This is a genomic window from Mesorhizobium sp. M1182, assembly GCF_040318335.1.
Lineage (GTDB): Bacteria > Pseudomonadota > Alphaproteobacteria > Rhizobiales > Rhizobiaceae > Mesorhizobium.
Map to the genome: position 1 here is coordinate 117,112 of NZ_JAMYMD010000002.1, position 21,047 is coordinate 138,158.

Consider the following 21,047-nt stretch of genomic DNA (forward strand, 5'->3'; position numbering starts at 1 on the left):
AAGAGCATGCCTGCGCTGATCGACCTCATCCTTGCTGGCCAACGTGTCGAAAATCATTTCCCGTGGTCGCGCGCCGTGGTGACTCCGAAAAAATGGGGCTTTGCCGTCGAGCAACTGGCCGAGGGCCACTGGAGCTTGCTCGGCCTATGGGGTGAGCCAGGCGCCGTCCACATGGCACTTCTCGATGAAAGCGCCGGGGACATCGGCGTTGTCAGCCTGGAATGCCCCAGTGGCCGCTACCCATCGGTCGGCCGGCTGCATCCGCCCGCATTGCGGCTCGAACGTGCGGCTGCTGACCTGTTCGGGCTCCTGCCACAAGGCGCGCCTGATACGAGACGGTGGCTTGATCATGGCCATTGGGGTGTCAGCTATCCGTTGAGTACCCGCGTCCGGACGTCTGCTGCGACTGCCTTCCCGTACAGTTTCCTGCCTGCCGAGGGGGAGAGCCTGCATCAGATCCCGGTCGGGCCCGTGCATGCCGGCATCATCGAGCCGGGCCATTTCCGGTTCACGGCAAGCGGTGAAACGGTCGTCCGGCTGGAGCAGCGCCTCGGATACGCGCACAAGGGTATAGAAGGCCTGATGGCGGGGTCCGATATCGACCGTGCAGCCAAATTGGCGGGCAGAACCTCTGGCGACAGTACCGTGGCATACTCCCTCGCTTTTGCCCGCGCGGTCGAGGCGGCGCTGGGTGTCCAGGTTCCCCCACGCGCGGTCTGGCTGCGAGCGCTCATGGCCGAGTTGGAGCGCCTGGCCAATCATCTGGGCGACATAGGCGCCATCTGCAATGATGCCGCCTTCGCGCTTATGCATGCCCACTGTGGGGTGCTGCGTGAGCGCGTATTGCGGGCAAGCGATGCTGCCTTCGGTCATCGTTTGATGCGCGACTGCATCGTGCCCGGAGGCGTGGCAAGCTTCCTGAGCGATGAGGGCACGACAGCGCTCAGGTCCCTGATCGCAGAGATCAGGCAGCGGTTTCCCGCGCTGGTCGAGCTCTACGACAACACGGCATCGCTGCAGGATCGGACTGTCGCAACTGGCCGGCTGAAGGTGGAACTCGCTCGTCAATATCGCGCCGGAGGCTACGTTGGCCGGGCCTCCGGTCGGGACTTCGATGCCCGACGCAATCTCGCTTATCCACCCTATGGCGAACTCGCCTTCGATGTACCTCTCCTCCAGGAAGGCGATGTGAACGCCCGTGTATGGATTCGTATCCACGAGGTCGAACAGAGCCTGTCTCTGATTGAACAAGTCCTGCGACAACTGCCAGACGGACCGATCCGTGTCGATTTCGCGCAGACAAACCGATCGCATGAAGGCATGGCGCTCGTCGAAGGTTTCCGCGGCGACATTCTGGCCTGGCTGCGCATTGGCAAGGGCGGCTTGGTCGAGCGCTGTCACCTCCGTGATCCGTCATGGTTTCAATGGCCGCTCCTTGAAGCGGCGATCGAAGGAAACATCGTTGCCGACTTTCCGCTGTGCAACAAATCGTTCAACTGCTCTTATTCGGGCCATGATCTCTGAAGGCACGCTGTCATGCGCAAGCTTCTTTTTGAAAGCCTGATACGCCCCCCTCTCACCGAGCGTCCGCCGTTGGCAAGCAGCACGGCAGTCGACGAACTCGCACGCGCGCTCGATGGGGCTGCTCACAAACGATTGGGGCGAAGCCTGTCGATCCGGGCGGTCGATGCCGGTTCCTGCAATGGCTGCGAACTTGAGATGCACGCGCTGAACAACGCCTTCTATGACATCGAGCGTTTTGGGATCCGGTTCGTCGCATCGCCGCGCCATGCTGATGTACTGCTCGTCACCGGGCCGGTCACAAAAAACATGCGCGAGGCATTGAAGCTGACCTATGACGCAACCCCCAACCCAAAATGGGTGGTCGCACTGGGAGATTGCGCAGGCAATGGCGGCTGTTTCTCCGGCAGCTATGCGGTGGTGCGCGGAGTGTCCGAGGCCTTGCCTGTCGATCTGCACATTCCAGGTTGTCCGCCGCCGCCAATCGAAATTCTGAAAGGCCTGCTCGCCTTGCTTGACGGCGTGAATTCCAAGACTGGTGCTGCCCGAAGGTGACTATGTAGAGGCTTTGCCAAGGTTGGCCTTGTCGCTGCATAGATCCAACCGATGCGTAGCCGTGAGTTTAAGGGCATCAGCCAACCTCTGTCCCAAAATTGGAAGGCGCTCGGCGGCGAGAACGGCTAGAACGCCTGCTTTTTCGCCGGCAGCCCAGCGCTTTCGATCGAAGGGGACCGTTCCCTAGTCCGAAATGGTTACTTGCGCTGCAGCTAATGTAGTTACAATCTTGTGCAGTCGGAAGCTGCATGGGCCGGCCAGGCGCGAATACCGCCTTCGCCGGCGTCTCAAGGCAGTCGACCACATTTTTGCGGTGCTCTAAGGGGGAAACAATGAGATTGACGATTGTTTGCGCGGCAATTGTGATTGCCGTATCCACCGCCGCCGTTGCGCACGAGAAAAAGAGGGTGGTCAGTACACCAGTAACGTCGTGCTGTGCCGACCTGTCGGGCAGCACGATCAAGAAAAACAGGGAAACAAAATTGGATTGCAGTTCAACCGGAACTGTCTCCAGCCCGATTTCGAAAGACAAATCGGAGCCGCGCCTGGGCTATGAAACGGTTAATCCTGCAATCATATCGATCTATTAGCTGAGGAAATAACAGGCAGGTCTATCGGCGCTCAGGCTTCGGGAGCAGGGCACGAACCGACTCGCGGCCATGGCCTGCGGACCATATTCAAGCATCGATCAAGTCGGACGCCGCCGCGAAATCAGCCGTTAATCGCTTGGTGGCGGCGCTCGGCCTCATTGCGCATGCCTGCGCTCAATGTTTGATGCGGTCACGCATTGCGTACCAAAGCATGCCGAGCACATAGAGCGGGCCGCGCAGCGCCGTGCCGCCGGGGAACGGCAGCGGGCTTAGGGTCGAAAACAGATCGAGCCGCGAAGCATCACCGGTGATCGCCTCAGCGAGCAGCTTGCCCGACAGCGTCGACAGGATCACCCCCTTGCCCGAATAGCCATGCGCAAAATAGACGTCGCCATAGCGACCGACATGCGGCAGGCGCGATGTCGTCACCGAGACCAGCCCGCCCCAGGCGTGATCGATGCGGCGGCCGCGCAATTGCGCAAAGGTCTTTTCCATGTGCGGCCGCACGAAGCCGGCAATGTCGGCGGGCGGCGACGGCGTATAGCGCTCGCCGCCGCCGAACAGCAGGCGTCCATCCGCCGACAGCCGGTAGTAATTGACGACGAAGCGCGTGTCGGAGACGGCCACATTGCTTGGGATGACGTCGCTCGCGTCGCCCAGCGGCTCGGTGGCGATGATGTAGTTGCCGACCGGCATAATGCGACTGTTGACGCGCGGCTCAAGCCCGTGGAGCAGCGCATCGCCGGCCAGTACGACATGCCTGGCCCGGACCGAGCCTTTGGCCGTCGAAACCCGGGGGGAAGCTTCCCGCTCCAGCCGCAGCGCCACCGAATTCTCGTGGATGGTGACGCCCGCCGCAGCCGCGGCGCGAGCAAGACCGAGCGTGTAGTTCAGCGGATGCATATGGCCACCGAGCTTCTCGTACATCGCGCCGTGATAAGGTGTGTTCACCATTCCGCGCGCCTGCGCTGCCGACAGCATCTCGACATCATGAAAGTTCATCACCGTAGAAAGGCACTCGGCTTCTTCTTCGAGGTCGCGCAGGTCGGAACCGTTGACCGCACCGGCCAGATGGCCGGTGAGCCTGAGGTCGCAATCGATGGCATGGCGCTCGATCAGACCGAGCACGAGGGCCCGCGCCTCGAAGGCGAGATCGAACAGTGCCCTCCCCCGTTCCGGCCCATATAGCTTGACCAGCCCCTTGGCACCCTTGCGCAGGCCGGGGATCATCTGGCCGCCATTGCGCCCCGACGCCCCCCAGCCGATCTTGCCGCCTTCGAGCAGCACTACCTTCAGGCCGCGTTCGGCTGCATGAAAGGCTGCGGAGAGGCCGGTACAACCGCCGCCGACCACCACCAGATCGGCGTCGACGTCGCCCTGCAGCGCCGGATGGTCCGGAGCCGGATTGGCCGTCGCGACATAGTAGGATTTGCCGATATCCAGGCCGGAGTTGAAGCCCCCAGAATTGAAGCCCATCATCACACCTTGAGCAGCAGATGGTCGCGTTCCCAAGAGGTGACGACGCTCTGGAACAGGTCGAGCTCAACGCTCTTGACGCGCAAATAGGTCTGGAAGAAATCCTCGCCGAGCACCGCCCGAACCGGATCGCACGCAGCGAAGCGGTCGAGCGCCTCTTCCATGGTTTTGGGCAGCGTGCTCCTGCTGCGATAGGCATTGCCCGACGCTTCCGTCGAACGAGCGATCTTCTCCTCGACGCCGAGATAACCGCAAAGCAGCGAGCCGGCTATCGCCAGATAGGGATTGGCATCGGCGCCGGGCAGCCGATTTTCCACGCGCCGCGCGGTGGGCCCGCCTGCCGGCACACGCAGGCCGCAGGAGCGGTTGTCGTGCGACCACTCGATGTTGGCGGGTGCACTGTGGTTCGGCCGGATGCGGCGGAACGAATTCACGTTCGGCGCAAACAGCGGCATCACCTCGGGAATGTATTTCTGCAGGCCGCCGATGAAATGCCCGAACATCTCGGTGTCGGCGCCGTCGCGCCCGGCAAACAGCGTGTTGCCGGCCTCGTCGACGACAGACATGTGGAGATGCATTGAGCTGCCGGCTTGTGCGGCTATCGGTTTGGCCATGAAGGTCGCCTGCATGCCACCTTCCTGCGCGGCCTGGCGCGTCATTCGCTTGAACAGCAACACCTTGTCTGCCAGCGGCAGCGCGTCGCCATGCAGGAAATTGATCTCCAGTTGGGCCGTGCCCGATTCATGGATGAGCGTGTCGAGCGGCAGTCCGGCTGCCGCAGCATAGTCATAGAGGCGCCGGATCACCGGCTCGAATTGCTCCAGTGCCGCCATGTCGTAGGGATGCTGCACGCTTTCGGAGCGGCCATTGCGCCCGACCGGCGCCGTCACCGGCCTATCGGGATCGGGATTGGGCGCGGTGAGATAAAATTCAAGCTCCGGCGCCACCACCGCCCGCCAGCGGCGCTGGCGATATAGATCGAGCACGGCCCGCAACACGTGCCGCGGCGAAGCCATCCACGGCCGGTCGTCCATGTGGAACGCATCGGCGAAGACATAGGCCTTGCCTGGCCCGCCACCGGGCGCCAGACAGAGTGTTGCGACATCCGGCACCATCCGCATGTCGGGGTCCTGGTAGGCGAACCCCTCGTCGACGGAACCGGAATAGCGGCCGTCGATGCTGACCAGGAACGCGCTGCTCGGCAGATAGAGTGCTCGGTCCTCGATCGCCTTGAGGAACTTGGCCGCTGGCAGGGCCTTGCCGCGCAGCACGCTGTTCATGTCGGGCACCAGGCACTCGACCTCGCTGACAGCGTGAGCGGCCAACCAGTCTTTCGGGTCGTTGGTGCCGTTCATGGTCGAGGCATCCGTTGTTGTGGTGTCAAGCATCAGGTCGGGTCCTTGCGAGAGCGAGAATGGCTTCGGCAGCCACGTCCGTTCCGGGTGTCAGCGCCATATGCACTGCATTCTCCCGGAGGCGTGCGCGCATTGCAGCATCGGCCATCAGGCCGAGAATGCTTCGCGCCAATTCGTCTTCCGTCCAGCCATCGCGGCTGATGTGGCGCCCGACGCCGGTTTCCTCGGCACGTTGCGCATTGTCATGCCCGTCCCAGCAATAGGGCATGACCAGCGACGGCACACCGAAACGCAGTGCTTCGCAAAAGCTGTTGTTGCCGCCATGATGAATGAAGAGGTCGCATTTCGCCACGACCGAAGGCTGTGGAAACCAGGCATCGAGATAGACATTGTCCGGAACGGCGCGATAGCTGTCGCGCAGACCTCCGGCATTGACAATGAAGCGGGCCGGCAGCCTGTCGAAAACGGCGAGCATCCGCTGGATCAGGCCGACATCCATGGCGCCAAGACTACCGAAACTGACATAAACCAGCGGTCCGCCATCGCGCGGAAAAACCGGCACGTCGAACGGCCCTTCCGAGCGAACGCAGCCTTCGAGATAGACGAAGCTGGCAGGGTCGAGCGGCTCGGCGCGCTGCCTTCGCACAATCGTTGGGGTCAGCAGCAGATTGAGGGCGGGCGAAGGTTCCAGAAAAAGACCCGTCGGCAAGGGCGCAAGACCGGCGTCGGTCCGAAGCCGATTGAAGCGGTCATGGGCCGGAGCGACCGCTGCCAGGTAGCGCGCCTCGAACGCCGCGCGGCTCGGGTCGTCGGCGGCGAGACCGGACAGATAGGGTGGCACATTGGCATCGGGAAGCTCGGTTTCGGCGCAGGAGACGACGCGCACCCACGGGCAGCCGGCTGTCGCCAATGCCGGGAACATGACGACGTTGTCGAGCACCACGGCGTCCGGCTTCAGCCGCGCCAGCAATTGGCGCAGCGGCGCCTCGGCGTTGACCGCAGTGTCTACGATTGCTTGCCAGGTCGGGGCAACGTAGGTTTCGAGCTGATCGATGGGGCTCAGCCTGAAATGCGGCAGATGACGGCGCACGAAGGCCTGCCAGTAGCTCTGGCGTTCGCTGTCGGTCAACGGATCGTCAGTCGGCAACTGGTATTCCTGAAACCCATAGTCGGCGAACACGCCAGAAAAGCCGGCATGGCAGATGAACACCGGACGGGCGCCACGAGCGCGCAGGGCCTGCGCTATGCCAACGCAATTCAGCGCAGCGCCGAAGCTCGCTTCCGGAAACAGTGCGATGGTCGGGCTGCCTTTGCGCATGATCCTCGTTATTCCGGCCGGCTGATCATGCCGAACAGCGCGGGCGCCCCGCGACTAGCCGCCTGCGGTCGCTGGCTGCGTGAAAGCCGCAGATGGACCCGAAGCAGATCGGCTGCAACCTCGTACTGCTGGCTCTCCAGATGGTCGAGTATGGTCAGATGCTCGCGCAATGATTGCTTCAGCCGGAAGACATTGACGCCGGCATACGTTCCCGGCAGCCGGCGCAGCCTGAGATGATCGGCCAACGCCTCGGCGACGAAGCGGTTGGCGGAGCCACCGGCGATCATCCCGTGAAAATCGATGTCCAGCCGTTGGAACTCTCTGGAATCGAATGCCGCGTCGGGCAGAGCCAGCAGCATTTCCATGCCCTGTCGCAAGGCTGCCGCGCGCGTCCCATCCAGCCGGAATCCAGGCGCCAGAAGGGCGGCGGGTTCCAGCAACAGCCGGAATTCATAGCTCTCCCCTTGTGCGCCAAGATCGTCCGGCGCTCTCCTGAAAAGCCAGGACTGCCCCGGCGCGCGGTCCAGAAGATTTTCCTCGGCCAGTTTCTTCAGCGATTTTAGTACCGTCCTGCGCTCGGCATTATACCGTCGCATCAGCGCGCCGACGGTGACCGTCTGGTCCAGCCGGCGCGCCGAGCGGTCTCGCAGGATCATGTCGGCAAGTTCATCCTCCTCGGCGCTCGGCAGGTCGGCGGCGACGGTCGCCTGGCTCGTGAGGTCTACCGCCAAGCGATAGCCGGACTCAGCCTCCCATCGAACCACGCCTTTTTCAGTGAGCAGACGCAGCGCGGCCCGCACCGGAGTTCGGGATACGTTGCAGAGCGAAGCGATCTGCTGCTCCGGGAGATGAGCGCCGGGTTCAAAGCCGCGTTTCCGGGCCACATCGAGAATGCGCTGTGCAAGGTCGAGATGGTTGGTACGGGGACGTCGAGCTGCAACTTGCATGGCAATTCTCGTGAAGGATTTGGCGGCTGAGATTTGGCCGATTGCCCTTGCGGATGCGATCGGCCGGGATTCACCGTAGTTTGACAAATTATGGATTGACGTACTTTTTTCTGCAATAGTACTGTGAGATCAATCGGCAATAAAAGACCGGGGAACAGGATCAAAGCGGCTACGGCTGCAGGCGCTGGTCCGACGACTAGTTCGATGATCAACCAGAATGGGAGTCTGTCATGACCACCACCCACCTGCGGCACCGTCCGTTAAGGAAGTCCTTGATCGCACTTGGCCTTGGCCTGGCGCTGTCAGCGCCGGCGGCTGCCTCCGACCTCGTTATCTCCAACTGGGACGGCTACATGGCGCCGGATGCCATGAAAGCTTTCAAGGCGGCGACCGGTGTCTCCGGTGAAGTCGTGGTTCACGCCACTAACGAGGAGATCATGGGCAAGCTCGTCGCGTCCGGCGGCAAGGGCTATGACGTGGTCTTCGTCTCCTCGCCCTTCGCCGAAGTGCTGAACAAGCTCGGCCTGATCGAGGCGATCGACCATGCCAAGATCCCTAACCTCGCTAATCTCTATCCCGAGGCGGCGAAGCTGCCGCACGACGCCGGCAACAATTTTTCCGTGCCCTACACTTGGGGCACCACCGGCCTTTGCTACCGTTCGGATCTGGTGAAGGCGGAGCCGGTCAGCTGGAACGACCTTCTCGCCCCGTCCGATGCGCTCAAGGGCAAGACGACGATGCTGGCGACCGACCGCTGGCTGCTTGCCGCCGGCCAACTCGCCAAGGGCTATTCGGTGAACGAGACCGATCCGGCAAAGCTCGGCGAAGTCAAGGACTTGCTGATCTCGGCCAAGAAGACCTTGCTGGCCTATGACGACACGACCTTTTATTCAAAGCTGGTCTCGGGCGAGGCGCTGATGGTTCAGGCCTGGGATGGCTGGTGCAATTACGGGATCGCCGAGAATCCACAAATTAAATACACCATACCGAAAGAAGGCTCGGATCTCTGGGTCGATACGATGGTCGTGATGAAGGCATCGGCCAACAAGGACGCCGCCTTCCAGTTCATCAACTTCATGCTGGACGCCAAGAACCACGCCTGGGCGGCCCAGAACATCGACTACAAGGTACCGAACAAGCCGGCCATGGAAAGCCTGCCGGCGGATTTTCTCGCCAAATTTCCCAATATGAGCATGCCGGTGGCAGCGTTGGTCAAGTTCGAGCAGTTGCGCGATGTCGGCGATGCCCAACGCGACTACTCGAAGATCGTCAGCGAAATCAAGGCCGCGCAATAACCGACATCAAAATCAGAAATCCCGGTCGACGGCGGGGTTTTCGCCGCCGACCGTTGAATGCGGTACCGCAATCTTGTCCCAAACAAGACTTCGCTCATTCTTGCTGATGACGCCGGCGCTGGCCTGGCTCACCGCCTTGATGGTCGTGCCATGCGCGCTGGTGCTGGCGCTCGCCTTCTTTCGGCGCGGCATCTATGGCGGCATCGATTACACTTTCACGCTGGAGAATTTCGGGCTGGTGTTCGACCCGCTCTATGCCGGCATCTTCCTCAATTCGGCGCGCATTGCCGGCACGGCAACCCTGGTCGCGGTGGTGATCGGTTATGCGGCCGCCTATGCGATCGCGGCAGCACCCCGGCAACGGCAGCCGGTGTTTCTGTTCTTTGCCGTCTTGCCCTTCTGGTCCAACTACCTGATCCGTACCTATGCCTGGATCGTGCTGCTCAACCGCGAAGGGCTGATCACACAACTGCTGCGCTGGTTCGGCTACACCGGCGAGCCGCCGTCGATGCTTTATACCGAAGGCGCCGTCATCGCCGGTCTGGTCTACAACTATCTGCCCTTCGTCATCCTGGCCTGCTACGCGCCGCTGTCGCGGCTCAATCCGGAGCTCGCAGAGGCCTCGCGCGACCTCGGCGCGTCGGCCGTGACCACATTTCGCCGGGTCATCCTGCCAGTGACCGTGCCGGGTATCGCCGCCGGTGCTGTTTTCGTCTTCGTGCTGTCGATCGGCAATTTCGTGACCCCTGCTCTGCTCGGCGGTGGGCGCTTCCAGATGATCGGCAATGTCGTCTACGAGCAGTTCCTGACCGCCAATGACTGGCCCTTCGGTGCGGCACTGGCAATGGTGCTGATCGCCATCATGCTGCTGGTGCTGACGGCGCAGGCCCTGGCTGCTGATCGCGCCTCGGGCCGTACCGCCGAAGCGAGAGGAGGCGCCGATGGCTGAGCGCTCCCTCGCCACGAGGCGCGCGCTCTGGCTCGTGCTTTCACTGGTCCTGGCCTTCCTCTACATCCCGATCGCCGTGCTGGTGGCGCTGTCGTTCAACCAAGGCGGGCTGCCGACCGTCTGGTCGGGCTTTTCGCTGAAATGGTATGTCTCGCTAATCGGAAACGCCGCAATCCTTTCTGCCGCGCTCAACACATTGATCGTGGCGCTTGTCTCGACCGCCATCGCCACGCTGCTCGGCACGCTGCTGGCGATCGGCGTCGAAATACGCCGGCAATACGGCAAAGGTCTCGAGGCGCTGATCTTTGCGCCGATGATCATTCCCGACATCGTGCTGGCGATCGCGCTGCTCAGCTTCTTCTCGATGCTTGATCTCACCTTGGGCCTGCACACCATCATCCTGGCCCATGTCGTCTTCAATCTCGCCTTCGTCTGCTCCGTGGTGCGCGCGCGGCTGAAAAGCTTCGACTGGTCGATCGTCGAGGCCTCTGCCGATCTCGGTGCTTCCGCGCTCACGACATTTCGGCGGGTGACGTTGCCGGTGATCCTGCCTGCCGTCGTCGCCGGCGCGCTGCTCGCCTTCACCCTTTCGGTCGACGAATTCATCATCGCCTTCTTCACCGCCGGCGCCGGCCGCGCCTCGACCACGCTGCCGATGCAGATCTATTCGATGATTCGCTTCGGCATCACGCCGGAGATCAATGCCTTGGCGACTATCGTCATGGCGGTCTCAATCACCGCGCTGACCCTGTCGCAGCGGCTCAACCGTGGGGTGATCGGCCAATGAACGAGCCCCGCACGCTGCTGGCGATCGACAACGTGTCGAAGAAGTTCGGCCGGGTGACGGCGGTCGACGGCATTTCGCTGGATATCCGCGAGAACGAATTCTTCGCCTTGCTTGGACCTTCGGGCTGCGGCAAGACAACGCTGCTGCGCATGCTGGCCGGCTTTGAGACGCCCAATGACGGGCGCATCCTGCTCGACGGCCGCGACATCGCCAGGACCCCGCCCAATAAGCGGCCGGTCAATCTGATGTTCCAGTCCTATGCGCTGTTTCCGCATATGAGCGTCAGGGCCAATGTTTCCTACGGCCTCGAAATGGAACGCTTGCCTGCAAAGGAAATCCGCTCCCGTGTCGACGCCATTTTGGCGACGACCGAACTCGTTGCCTTCGCCGACCGCAAGCCGGAGCAATTGTCCGGCGGGCAGAAACAGCGCGTCGCGCTTGCCCGAGCGCTGGTCAAGCGACCACGGCTGCTTCTGCTCGACGAACCGCTTGGCGCGCTCGACAAGAAGCTGCGCGGGGCCATGCAACTGGAGCTGAAGCGGCTGCAGCACGAGGTCGGCATCACCTTCGTCATCGTCACCCATGATCAGGAGGAATCGCTCGTCATGGCCGACCGCATGGCAGTGCTCAGGGACGGCAAGTTGCTGCAATGCGATACACCCCATGCGGTCTACGAGCATCCGGGGGACCGTTTCGTCGCCGACTTCATCGGCGTCATGAATTTCGTACCGGGCAAAGCCGCCGGCGATGGCGTGCTGGCAAGCAACGGCATGCGGATCGCCGGCGATGTTCCCGCAACAATTTCGCCCGGCGCTGCGGCGGTAGCTTCAGTGCGGCCCGAACGCATCCGGCTGTTCCCGTCGGCAGAAACGGCCAACCGTATCTTCGGCGCGGTCGAGGCGCTGGCCTATCAGGGACTCGATCTGCAGCTGCACGTCCGCACCGCCCTGTCGCCAAAGCCGTTCCTGGTGCGCGTCACCGCCGACGCCGCCGACCGCCGCCCGGTCTCGTCGGGCGATACAGTCGAGCTCGGCTGGGATGCGGCTGACGTCAGAATTTTCGCAGATTGATCGAAGGAGAACCTCTCATGGCGCAGAAGACGATCGCGTTCTTTCCGGAGGCCGCCTATGGCCCCGCGCTCAATTCCGTCGGCATAGCCCAGGCGATCGAGGCGCGCGGCCACAGAGCGGTGTTCCTGTCGGACCCCGGTTTCGTCGACGTCTACAAGGGCTACGGCTTCGAGGCTCATCCGGTGAACCTGTCCGAGCCGATGCCGCCGGAACAGATGGCCAAGTTCTGGGAAGACTTCATCAACGGCCACATCCCGAACTTCCGCAAATCGCCCTACGACCAGGTCGACAATTACGTGAAGGATTGCTGGACGGCGATCGTCGACAGCGCCAAATGGGCTGAGAAGGATCTGCCTGGCGTGCTTGCGACGATCAAGCCTGATGTCATCTGCGTCGACAATGTCATCCTGTTCCCGGCAATCAAGCAGTATGGCAAGCCCTGGGTGCGCGTCATCTCCTGCTCGGAAAACGAGATCGAGGACGAGGACATCCCGCCACATCTGTCCGGCTGCGGCGAGAACGACGACGCCTGCCATCGGCGTTACCGCGACCATTTCAACGCCGTCATCAAGCCGATCCATGACGACTTCAATGCGTTTTTGAAAGCGAACAACGAAGCGCCGTATCCGATCGGCCAGTTCTTCGAGGCCTCGCCGTACCTCAATCTGCTGCTCTATCCCGAGGCGGCGAAGTTCAAGCGCCGCTATCCGCTCGACCCGGCAAAATTCCAATATCTGGAAGGCTGCGTGCGGCAGGAGAAGCCCTACACCGTGCCGGTTTTTGCGAAGAATAATGACGGGCCGCTGCTCTATGTTTCCTTCGGCAGCCTTGGCGCCGGCGATGTCGATCTGCTGAAGCGCATCGTCGCAACGTTGGGCAAGACGCGCTACCGGGCGCTGGTCAATGTCGGCGGCTACAAGGAGCAGTACGCGCAAGTGCCCGAAAACGTCATCGTCGAGAGCTGGTTCCCGCAGCCCTCGGTCATCCCGCAGGTCGATGCGGTGATCCATCATGGCGGCAACAACTCGTTCACCGAGTGCCTGTATTTCGGCAAGCCGGCGATCATCATGCCCTACGTCTGGGACGGCCACGACAATGCGACGCGGGTCGAGGAAACCGGCCACGGCTTCGGCATGCCGCGCTACGACTGGAGCGACGCCGAGCTCATCGCCAGGATCGAAACCTGCCTGACCGACCCGGCAATCAGGGCCAAGCTGGCCAAGACGTCGGCCCAGATGCAGTCGCAGAACGGCCCGGAGAAAGCGGCTGCTTTGCTGGAGAAATTGCTGTGATCTCTGCCCCACACCTCCACCAAGCCTCGACCCGCACCGACCTCGTCGACTGGGGCACCCAGCCCGACGCGCTGGAAGACGCTTCGCACTCCACCGGCAGGCTGGTGCACAAAGGGCCGAACAACCAGCCGGAATCCGGCATCTGGGTCTGCACGCCCGGTCGCTGGCGGCTGGCGATTCCGCGCGACGAATTGTGCCATTTCGTTGCCGGCCGTGCGACCTACAGATCGGACGACGGCGAGGTGATCGAGGTATCCGCCGCCACGGTTGTCATGTTCCCGGCCGGTTGGACCGGCGAATGCACCGTCCACGAGACCATCCGCAACGTTTACATGCTGGCCTAAAGCCGGCCACTGGAGCTCCCGACATGCCGACACCGATCATGAAATCGCCGCTCGCCCTCACCGACCTGGTCGACTGGGGCGTCATCCCCACCCTGATCGACGGCGAATCCCGCAGTTCCGGCAAGCTGCTGCACAAGGGGCCGGAGGGCCGCTCCGAATGCGGACTGTGGGTCTGCACGCCGGGCAAATGGCACTGCCACGTCACCCGCGATGAGTTCTGCCATTTCCTCGAGGGACGCTGCACCTATGTCCACGAATCCGGCGAGGTGATCGAGATCGAACCGGACACCGCAGCGTTCTTTCCGCAGGACTGGAAAGGCGTCTGCACCGTCCACGAGACCATCAAGAAAGTCTACATGATCCGCTGAACCTTCTCGATAATTCTACCCTACCGGACACCTGACGCCGTTTTCTCCGCTTCCGATGCTCATGGACTTTAATCTCCGCTCCGCTTCGGTTCTCGAAAACCACGCCGCCTGTCTCGGCAGGGTGAATTCTCAAAAAGGTTCCGTGCACACGGGAGGACAGAATGGACTTTTCACCTGACCGGCCGACCTTCTTCGTCAATCCGGATTATCGGCCAATGACCGGTGCGGCAAAACCGGTGATCGATCCGGCGACGCTCGAAACCGTCGGCGCGATCACCGCAGCCAGCGACGGCGAGATCGACGCCGTGCTCACCGCAGCGACCAAGGCGCAAACGGCCTGGAAAAAGCTCGACGCCAAGAGCCGTGCCCGGCATCTGCACGCCGTCGCCAACGCCATCGAGGCGGCCGACTTCACGCACTGCGCCGAGCTGATGGTGCGCGAGATGGGCAAACCCTATCCGGAGGCGATCGGCGAGATCGCCAATTGCGCGCCGATCTTCCGCTATTACGCCGAAATGGCGCGTGACGACGCCGGCAAGATCGCCGGCACGACGCAGGCCGGTTCGTTCCAGTATGCCCGCTACGAGCCCTACGGCACGTCGGTGCACATCATGCCTTACAATTTTCCGATCCTGTTGATGTGCTGGACCGTCGCCGCCTCGCTTGCCGCCGGCAATGCCTGCGTGATCAAGCCCGCCGAAGCGACAACATTGTCGACGCTGGATTACATGACCGTGTTCCGCTCCCTGCCGAAGGGCCTGGTTTCCTGCATGCCAGGCGGAGCAGCAACGGCGCAGGCGCTGATCGCCTCGGACCGCACGCATGCGGTTGCTTTCACCGGTTCGGTCGCCGCCGGCAAGGCTGTCGCCGTCGCATGTGCAGAGCGCATGAAGCCTTGCGTTATCGAGGCCGGCGGCAGCGATCCCCTGATCATCAGCCAACACGCCCCACTGGACGTGGCGGCTGCCGGCAGCGTCACGGCTGCCTTCCATCTCACTGGCCAGGTCTGCACTTCGGCCGAACGGTTCTTCGTGGTTGATGCCGTTCACGACCGCTTCGTCGATCTGTTTGCCGAGAAAACGCGCGCGCTGCGTATCGGCAACGGCCTCGACAAAACCGAGATCGGACCGCTGGTCAGCGAGGCCGCGCGTGCGAAGGTCATCCGGCTGGTCGGCGATGCGATCCGCAGCGGTGCCAAAGCGGTCACCGGCGGACGCATTCCGCCGGCACATAATGTAGGCTGGTTCTACGAGCCGACCATCCTGACCGGCATCACCGCCGATATGGCAATCGTGCGCGAAGAGTGTTTCGGGCCGGTCGCCGCAATCTGCCGGGTCAAGGATTTCAACCAGGCGATAGAGCTTGCCAACGACAGCCCCTTCGGTCTCGGCGCCTCGGTCTTCACCACCGATCTAGCCGAAGCGCATGAGGCCGCGGAGCGGCTCGAGGCCGGCATGGTCTGGGTCAACAATCCGCTGATAGACAATGACGCGTTGCCGTTCGGGGGCTGGAAGGCTTCGGGCCTCGGCCGCGAGCTCGGCCGCCAGGGTCTGGATGCATTCCGCCGCTCGAAGATGGTCATCATCGACCACAGACCGGAGATTCAGGGCTGGTGGTATCCCTATCCCGACAGCTGGTTCCGCGAGGCAGGCGGGCGCAAGCATGTTTGACACGACTATCTTCGGGCGTGCTGCTAGCTAAGTGTTTAGGATATCCGCCTCCGGGAATGTAGCCGAAGGCTGGTGAGATCGGAATCAGAAAGGCCACCTGCGCTCAACGGCCATTCGCCCGGCGGACCCGCCAGATGACATTACCGACGTCGTCGGCGACGAGCAGTGCGCCAGTCTGATCGATAGCGACGCCGACCGGCCTGCCCATCGCCTCGTCATTACGCCCGATGAAGCCAGTGAGCACATCTTCCGGAGGACCGCTCGGTTTGCCACCATGGAACGGCACGAAGATGACCTTGTAACCGCTGCGCACACTCCTGTTCCACGAGCCGTGCTGGCCGACGAAGGCGCCGTTGCCGTAGGCCGGACCGAGTTGCGCGCCTTTGGAGAAGGTCAGTCCGAGCGAGGCCGTATGAGAGCCCAGGGCGTAATCGGGCTTGATCGCTGCCGCCACGAGATCGGGGCGCTGCGGCTTGACGCGTTCGTCGACGTTCTGTCCGTAGTAGCTGTAGGGCCAACCGTAGAAAGCGCCGTCACGAACCGAGGTCATATAATCCGGCACAAGGTCGTCGCCGATCTCGTCACGCTCGTTCACAGCGACCCAAAGCTGGCCAGTCTCAGGATTCCAGGAGAGCCCGTTCGGGTTGCGCAGGCCCGAGGCGAAGACCCGAGTGCGGCGGGTAGACCGATCCACTTCAAGGACAGCGGCGCGGTTCTTCTCCGCGGCTATGCCGTTTTCTCCAACGTTGCTGTTGGACCCAACGGTGACATAGAGCTTGCGTCCATCCGGAGTTGCGATCACGTCCTTGGTCCAATGATGGTTGAGGTCCCCGGCCGGCAAGTCGATGATCTTTTCCGGCGACGTGCTGACTCGGGTCTGGCCATTGGAGTAGGGGAAAGCGACGAGCGCGTCGGTATTCGCGACAAAGAGTTTGCCTTTGGACAGCGTCATGCCGAAGGGCGAATTGAGGCCTTCCGCGAACGTCGTGCGCACATCCGCAATGCCGTCGCCATCGGTGTCGCGCAGGAGCGTGATGCGGTTGGCGCTTTTGGTCGCGGCGCCAGCCCGCTTCATAGCCAGGTCCATGAAGACCTTTCTAAGACTGAAGCCTTCATCATGCTTGGCAGGGGCATTGGTTTCAGCAACCAGCACGTCGCCGTTCGGAAGCACATGTAGCCAGCGCGGATGGTCGAGGCCGATGGCGAAGGCGTTCACCGTCAGCCCCTTCGCCAGGGTCGGCATACCTTCTTTCTGCCAGCCTTTCGCCTCGGCGATGTTAACAGTCGGGATCAGCGTCGGTCTTGGTTTCGGTAAAGTGGGGTTGGGGCCATAGCCGGTTATTGCCCCGGTTTTTTGCGCCGGAATGCCAGCGCAGCTTGCCATGACGGTGCCCAACACCGCTACGAGTACGCTTCCTCGGAAGCCGGCATGCATCGGACGTCCTCCGCATGGATCTGTGTCGCGCTCTTTGTGTAAACGGAAGTCAGTGGCTTATTCTTCCAATTGCTTCGAAACAGCGGCGCTCGTGATCCTAGGAACCAGGAATTCGCGACAGATCTGCTCTCGGTAGAAATATGGCGCGAGAAGATTGTGGCAACCGCGCGAATATCTGTCGCGCGATATGAATCTCACATTCGTGTCGCGCGAAATCGATACGGCTTGCGCTTTTCGGTATCGAGTTGCTCATGGGCCAACATGCGTTCGAATGGAAGGAGACCGTGAACGGCGGGACCCACAATGACCCACCGATTGCGCCAGCTGGTGAAACAGCTGTTGTTGCTGCTTAGCAAGACGCTGCCAATCTGCTAAAGTCTGCGGTGGGAGGAGACGGATATCCAATCGCTGCCGATAGCACATCCAAGTGTAGCGAAGGCGACACCCGGCGCATCACTTCCGCTCGCCTATTCCCTCGCGACGCTCTGCTGGCTCCTGTCGGCCGGCGTCTATATCGCCGCCAAGTGGGTTGCCCCCGAGATGCCGCCTTGGGCGCTCTGCTTCTGGCGGCTGACGCTCGCGTGCGCGATCCTGCTGCCTATCGTCCATCGTCATCACGGGGCGATGCTCGTGCTGATCCAATCCCGGGTGATCGAGGTGCTGGTCATCGGCACTATCGGGCTAACCTTGTGTCAGGGCATGATCTACACAGGCCTCAACTACACCAACGCGACAACCGCCGGCATCATCATGGCGCTGTCGCCGATCATGACCATGGTGCTTGCCCGCTTCGTGCTCGGCGAGCCCCTCGGTGTCTGGAAAGCGCTTGGAGCGCTGGTCGCTCTGGCCGGGATGGTGGTGATCGTGGCGCGCGGCGACCTTGCCGCGCTGATGCAGCTGCAGTTCAATTCCGGCGAGTTGTGGATCGTCGGCAGCGCGTTTTGTTGGGGCCTCTACACCGTGCTGCTGCGTCGCGCCAAATTCGCTATCGAGCTTCTGCCGATGGTGGTCCTGCTGCTGGGAGCCGGCGCGCTGGCCGCACTGCCCTTCTATCTCTGGGAACTGTTTTCCGGGGATCGTTCGGCGCTGCATGCGAACGGCCTTCTGGCTCTCGCCTATGTTGCCGGCCCCGGCGGCGCTCTGATGTACTATCTCTACAACCGCAGCGTCGAGACGCTTGGTGCGGGGCGCGCCAGCATGCTGCTCTATCTCCAGACCGCCTTCGTCGCCGTTCTCGCTTATCTGGTCCTTGGCGAAAGCTTGCACGACTACGATCTCGCCGGCGCCGCCTTCATCATCGCCGGCCTGCTGCTCGCCACCGCGATCAAGCCGAGGCAGCGCACGGTGCGTGTCGCGTAGGCAAACATCAGTTCCGCTGCTTCGGCGAGCAGCTCGCAAAATCAGAGCGCCACCCGAAGCAAGCCGGGTCACTGAAGTCGGCTGTTGTGACGCAGCACGAGGCCGACCGCGCCGAGCAATGCGTCGTTCTCCGTGTGCTTGCCAACGATTATCCGCGTGCGCAGCGCAGGCGCCACATCGCGGGACTTGATGAGCGTGTGGCGTTCATATGATGCGATCAGTGGCGCCAGGAGAATGTCGCCCGCCAAGGCCATGCGGCCGCCGATGATGATGAGCGGCGGATTGAGAACCGAACCGATCAGGCCAAGGCCACGGCCGGCGAACTCGGCGGTGTCCTCGATCATCCGCAGCGCCCTCACGTCGCCCTGCTCGGCCATCATGATCACGTCGTCCATCGTGACCGGCCGCCGCACGATGCGCGAAATCTGCTCGAGCGGTCGGGCAAAGCTGGCATAGAGCTCCAGGCATCCTCGATTGCCGCACCGGCAAAGGTCGCCGCCGGGATCGATGCTGATGTGCCCGAATTCGCCGGCGCCGCCGGCGATGCCGCTCACCAGCCGACCGTGGTGGACAATGGCCCCGCCGACGCCCAGATCGACCTTGAACAGCACGAAATCGTCCTGGCCGACGGCCGCACCCCACATCAGCTCGGCAATGGCCGAGCAGTTGCTCTCATTGTCGGCGAAGATCGGCTGTTCAAGGACCGGCCCGAACACATCGCGGATGTTGACCCCGGCCCAGGTCGGAACGATACTCGCGCGCAGCACCACTCCTTCGCGGCTGACTGGGCCCGAGACGGAGACCCCAACCCCCAGGAGCCCCGCCATCGGCAGACCGTTCTCTTCGTAGCATCGGGCAATTACTGACTTGGCGAGCTGGGCCGCCTGTTGCGGCTGGTAGTCCAGACCCATGGGGATAGTTTGTTCGGCAACGAAAGAATGCGAGACGTCGGCGACGACGCACCGCATCTCGTCGAGGCCCAGATGGATGCCGACGCAGGTGCCCGCAGCGGGATTGAGCGTCAATGTCGTGGCAGGCCTGCCGATACCCCTCGCCGCGTCATGATGGGCCGGGGATTCGATCACCATCCCGGACTTTCTCAAGCCGTTGAGCGCGGTCGAAACCGTCGACCGCGCCAAACCGGTAATGCGGGTAATTTGCGACGCAGAAAGCGCGCCGCGCTCGCGCAGGCATCGGACGATCAGGCTCTCCGGCGACGCGGACGGCCTGTCGATCAGCCAATTTCTAAGCGAAGGTTTGTTCATGATGGGCACAAAGGACGTTGACTGATAGCCCAGATATGTCATTTTGGAAAGAACGGAGATTACTGCATCTCGCCGGCCACGACCTCAAATCGCGGGCCACAAGCGGTCGATACGAACCGTGCATCATATAGGGGAGTGAAACGATGAAATACCTGAGGACGGCCTTTGCGGCCGCTACCGCCTTCACCTTGATTTCCGGAACAGCCCTCGCGGAGCCGAAGACCAACCTCTTGCATCAATGGGCCACCGGATCGGACGCCCAGGCTATCGCCAAGCTCGGCGAGATGTTTACCGCCAAGGGTGGCATCTGGCAGCAGACCTCCATCGCAGGCCATACGGCCAATACCCTGGCCAAACTGCGTGCTGACGTGATCGCCGGCAACGCACCTCCCGCTGTGCAGCTAAAGGGCCCCGAGATCGCCGAATGGAACGAGACGGGCATGACAGCCAATCTCGACGACCTGGCGAAAGCGGAAAATTGGGAGAAGGTCGTCGCTCCCGAATTGCTGCCGGTGATGAAGCCGACCGGGAATTGGGTGGCCGCGCCGATGAACATCCACCGCATCAACTGGCTGTGGGCATCGCCGAAGGTCATGAAGGACGCGGGCGTCACCGAGATGCCGAAGACATGGGCGGAATTCAACGCCGCCTGCGACAAGATCGTGGCCAGCGGCAAGATCTGCATTTCGCACTCGACCGCCGACTGGACCGACTCGACCGTCTTCGAAGTGGTCGTGTACGGTCAGGACCTCGATCTCTACAAGAAAGCCTTCGTCGAGGGCGACGTCGACGCCATGCGCAGCGACGGCATGGTCAAGGCCTTCGAGCAGTTCCGCACCATGACCTCGAAGTACATGGACCCCGGCATGAACGGGCGTGACTGGGATACCATGTCGCATCTGGTCGGCCGCGGCGAGGCCGCCTTTCACATCATGGGCGACTGGACGATCGGCCTGCTGACGGCCGGCGGCTTCAAGGAGGGCACCGACTATGTCTGCGCCCAGGCGCCGACCGATTGGGGCAAGCCGGGCTTCATCCTGAATTCAGATTCGGTCGTGTTCTTCAAGCAGAAGGACCCGGACTATATCGAGGGACAGAAGCTGCTTGCCAGCATCATCCTGTCGCCCGAATTCCAGACCATTTTCAATCAGACCAAAGGGTCCATTCCGGCGCGCCTCGATGTCGATCTTTCGAACGGCTTCAATCCCTGCCAGCAACTCTCGCAAAAGGATTTGCAAGCCTCGATCGCCGCGGGCACGCTCGTGCGTTCGATGGCGCACAACATGACGGTTCCGCAAAAGGTCCGCGGCGCAATAATGGATAGCATCACGGAGTTTGTAGCAACGCCGGATATGAGTGCGCAGGACGCGGCCAATGCGATGGCGGATGCGGCCGAAGCGCAGAAGTGACGCTGCCGATGATGGCCGGGGGCGAAGCTCCCGGCCAGACCT

Annotated in this window: 19 protein-coding genes; 13 read left to right on the forward strand and 6 right to left on the reverse strand. The window is 62.2% G+C overall.

Translation table 11 applies throughout. The features are described 5' to 3' along the window. Positions 1–6: 6 nt before the first annotated feature. The 3 genes from NKH33_RS03155 to NKH33_RS03165 all read left to right on the forward strand — a co-directional run bounded on the left by NKH33_RS03155 (position 7) and on the right by NKH33_RS03165 (position 2,666). Positions 7–1,524, forward strand: a complete 1,518-nt coding sequence (locus tag NKH33_RS03155; protein WP_352452926.1) for a hydrogenase large subunit — start codon at positions 7–9, stop codon at positions 1,522–1,524. Between the two features lie 12 nt (positions 1,525–1,536). Beyond that, the gene (locus tag NKH33_RS03160; protein WP_352767237.1) at positions 1,537–2,076 is read left to right on the forward strand and encodes an NADH-quinone oxidoreductase subunit B family protein; all 540 of its coding nucleotides are present in this window, start codon (positions 1,537–1,539) and stop codon (positions 2,074–2,076) included. A gap of 332 nt (positions 2,077–2,408) precedes the next feature. Continuing rightward, a complete protein-coding gene (locus tag NKH33_RS03165) occupies positions 2,409–2,666 on the forward strand; it encodes a hypothetical protein (protein WP_352817985.1) in 258 nt (85 codons plus the stop codon). 174 nt (positions 2,667–2,840) lie between these two features. Here NKH33_RS03165 and NKH33_RS03170 read toward each other — a convergent pair whose 3' ends face one another. The 4 genes from NKH33_RS03170 to NKH33_RS03185 are packed head-to-tail and all read right to left on the reverse strand — an operon-like array spanning position 2,841 to position 7,762. Continuing rightward, positions 2,841–4,145, reverse strand: coding sequence for an NAD(P)/FAD-dependent oxidoreductase (locus NKH33_RS03170; RefSeq protein WP_352817988.1), 1,305 nt, complete (start codon positions 4,143–4,145; stop codon positions 2,841–2,843). Continuing rightward, positions 4,145–5,530: a glutamine synthetase family protein gene (locus tag NKH33_RS03175; RefSeq protein ID WP_352817991.1), complete on the reverse strand. Its 1,386-nt coding sequence runs from the start codon at positions 5,528–5,530 to the stop codon at positions 4,145–4,147. Before NKH33_RS03175 ends, NKH33_RS03170 begins: the two co-directional genes overlap by 1 nt. Next, positions 5,523–6,818: a nucleotide disphospho-sugar-binding domain-containing protein gene (locus NKH33_RS03180; RefSeq protein WP_352818431.1), complete on the reverse strand. Its 1,296-nt coding sequence runs from the start codon at positions 6,816–6,818 to the stop codon at positions 5,523–5,525. The genes NKH33_RS03175 and NKH33_RS03180 overlap by 8 nt, the downstream gene beginning before the upstream one ends. 5 nt (positions 6,819–6,823) lie before the next feature. Further along, positions 6,824–7,762, reverse strand: coding sequence for a GntR family transcriptional regulator (locus tag NKH33_RS03185; protein WP_352817994.1), 939 nt, complete (start codon positions 7,760–7,762; stop codon positions 6,824–6,826). A gap of 230 nt (positions 7,763–7,992) precedes the next feature. On the opposite strand from NKH33_RS03185, the gene NKH33_RS03190 reads away from it, so the two are divergent. From NKH33_RS03190 to NKH33_RS03225, 8 genes are all read left to right on the forward strand, one after another. Further along, positions 7,993–9,057, forward strand: a complete 1,065-nt coding sequence (locus tag NKH33_RS03190; protein ID WP_352817998.1) for a polyamine ABC transporter substrate-binding protein — start codon at positions 7,993–7,995, stop codon at positions 9,055–9,057. A 106-nt stretch (positions 9,058–9,163) separates the two neighbouring features. Continuing rightward, positions 9,164–10,006 carry an ABC transporter permease gene (locus NKH33_RS03195; protein WP_352818434.1) on the forward strand — a complete coding sequence of 281 codons (843 nt, stop codon included), beginning with the start codon at positions 9,164–9,166 and terminating at the stop codon, positions 10,004–10,006. Continuing rightward, complete coding sequence (locus NKH33_RS03200) at positions 9,999–10,793, forward strand: ABC transporter permease (protein WP_352454154.1); 795 nt, start codon at positions 9,999–10,001, stop codon at positions 10,791–10,793. The genes NKH33_RS03195 and NKH33_RS03200 overlap by 8 nt, the downstream gene beginning before the upstream one ends. Further along, entirely contained in the window at positions 10,790–11,863 is a 1,074-nt protein-coding gene (locus NKH33_RS03205) for an ABC transporter ATP-binding protein (protein ID WP_352918159.1), read from the forward strand. Before NKH33_RS03200 ends, NKH33_RS03205 begins: the two co-directional genes overlap by 4 nt. Before the next feature lie 17 nt (positions 11,864–11,880). Next, positions 11,881–13,155 carry a glycosyltransferase gene (locus tag NKH33_RS03210; RefSeq protein ID WP_352918161.1) on the forward strand — a complete coding sequence of 425 codons (1,275 nt, stop codon included), beginning with the start codon at positions 11,881–11,883 and terminating at the stop codon, positions 13,153–13,155. After that, a complete protein-coding gene (locus NKH33_RS03215) occupies positions 13,152–13,499 on the forward strand; it encodes a cupin domain-containing protein (protein ID WP_352918163.1) in 348 nt (115 codons plus the stop codon). The genes NKH33_RS03210 and NKH33_RS03215 overlap by 4 nt, the downstream gene beginning before the upstream one ends. 23 nt (positions 13,500–13,522) lie before the next feature. Next, complete coding sequence (locus NKH33_RS03220) at positions 13,523–13,867, forward strand: cupin domain-containing protein (RefSeq protein ID WP_352767554.1); 345 nt, start codon at positions 13,523–13,525, stop codon at positions 13,865–13,867. Positions 13,868–14,028: 161 nt separating this feature from the next. Next, positions 14,029–15,537 carry an aldehyde dehydrogenase family protein gene (locus NKH33_RS03225; RefSeq protein ID WP_352918165.1) on the forward strand — a complete coding sequence of 503 codons (1,509 nt, stop codon included), beginning with the start codon at positions 14,029–14,031 and terminating at the stop codon, positions 15,535–15,537. 103 nt (positions 15,538–15,640) lie between these two features. Here the strand turns inward: NKH33_RS03225 and NKH33_RS03230 are convergent, their stop codons facing one another. Then, positions 15,641–16,972, reverse strand: coding sequence for a PQQ-dependent sugar dehydrogenase (locus NKH33_RS03230; protein ID WP_352918167.1), 1,332 nt, complete (start codon positions 16,970–16,972; stop codon positions 15,641–15,643). A gap of 399 nt (positions 16,973–17,371) precedes the next feature. On the opposite strand from NKH33_RS03230, the gene NKH33_RS03235 reads away from it, so the two are divergent. After that, positions 17,372–18,331, forward strand: a complete 960-nt coding sequence (locus tag NKH33_RS03235) for a DMT family transporter (protein ID WP_352539483.1) — start codon at positions 17,372–17,374, stop codon at positions 18,329–18,331. A gap of 68 nt (positions 18,332–18,399) precedes the next feature. Here NKH33_RS03235 and NKH33_RS03240 read toward each other — a convergent pair whose 3' ends face one another. Next, positions 18,400–19,596 (reverse strand): ROK family transcriptional regulator, encoded by a 1,197-nt coding sequence (locus tag NKH33_RS03240; RefSeq protein ID WP_352918168.1) that lies wholly within the window; start codon positions 19,594–19,596, stop codon positions 18,400–18,402. A 143-nt stretch (positions 19,597–19,739) separates the two neighbouring features. Here NKH33_RS03240 and NKH33_RS03245 point away from each other — a divergent pair, with 143 nt between their 5' ends. Next, positions 19,740–21,005 (forward strand): ABC transporter substrate-binding protein, encoded by a 1,266-nt coding sequence (locus NKH33_RS03245; protein ID WP_352918170.1) that lies wholly within the window; start codon positions 19,740–19,742, stop codon positions 21,003–21,005. Positions 21,006–21,047 lie beyond the last annotated feature (42 nt).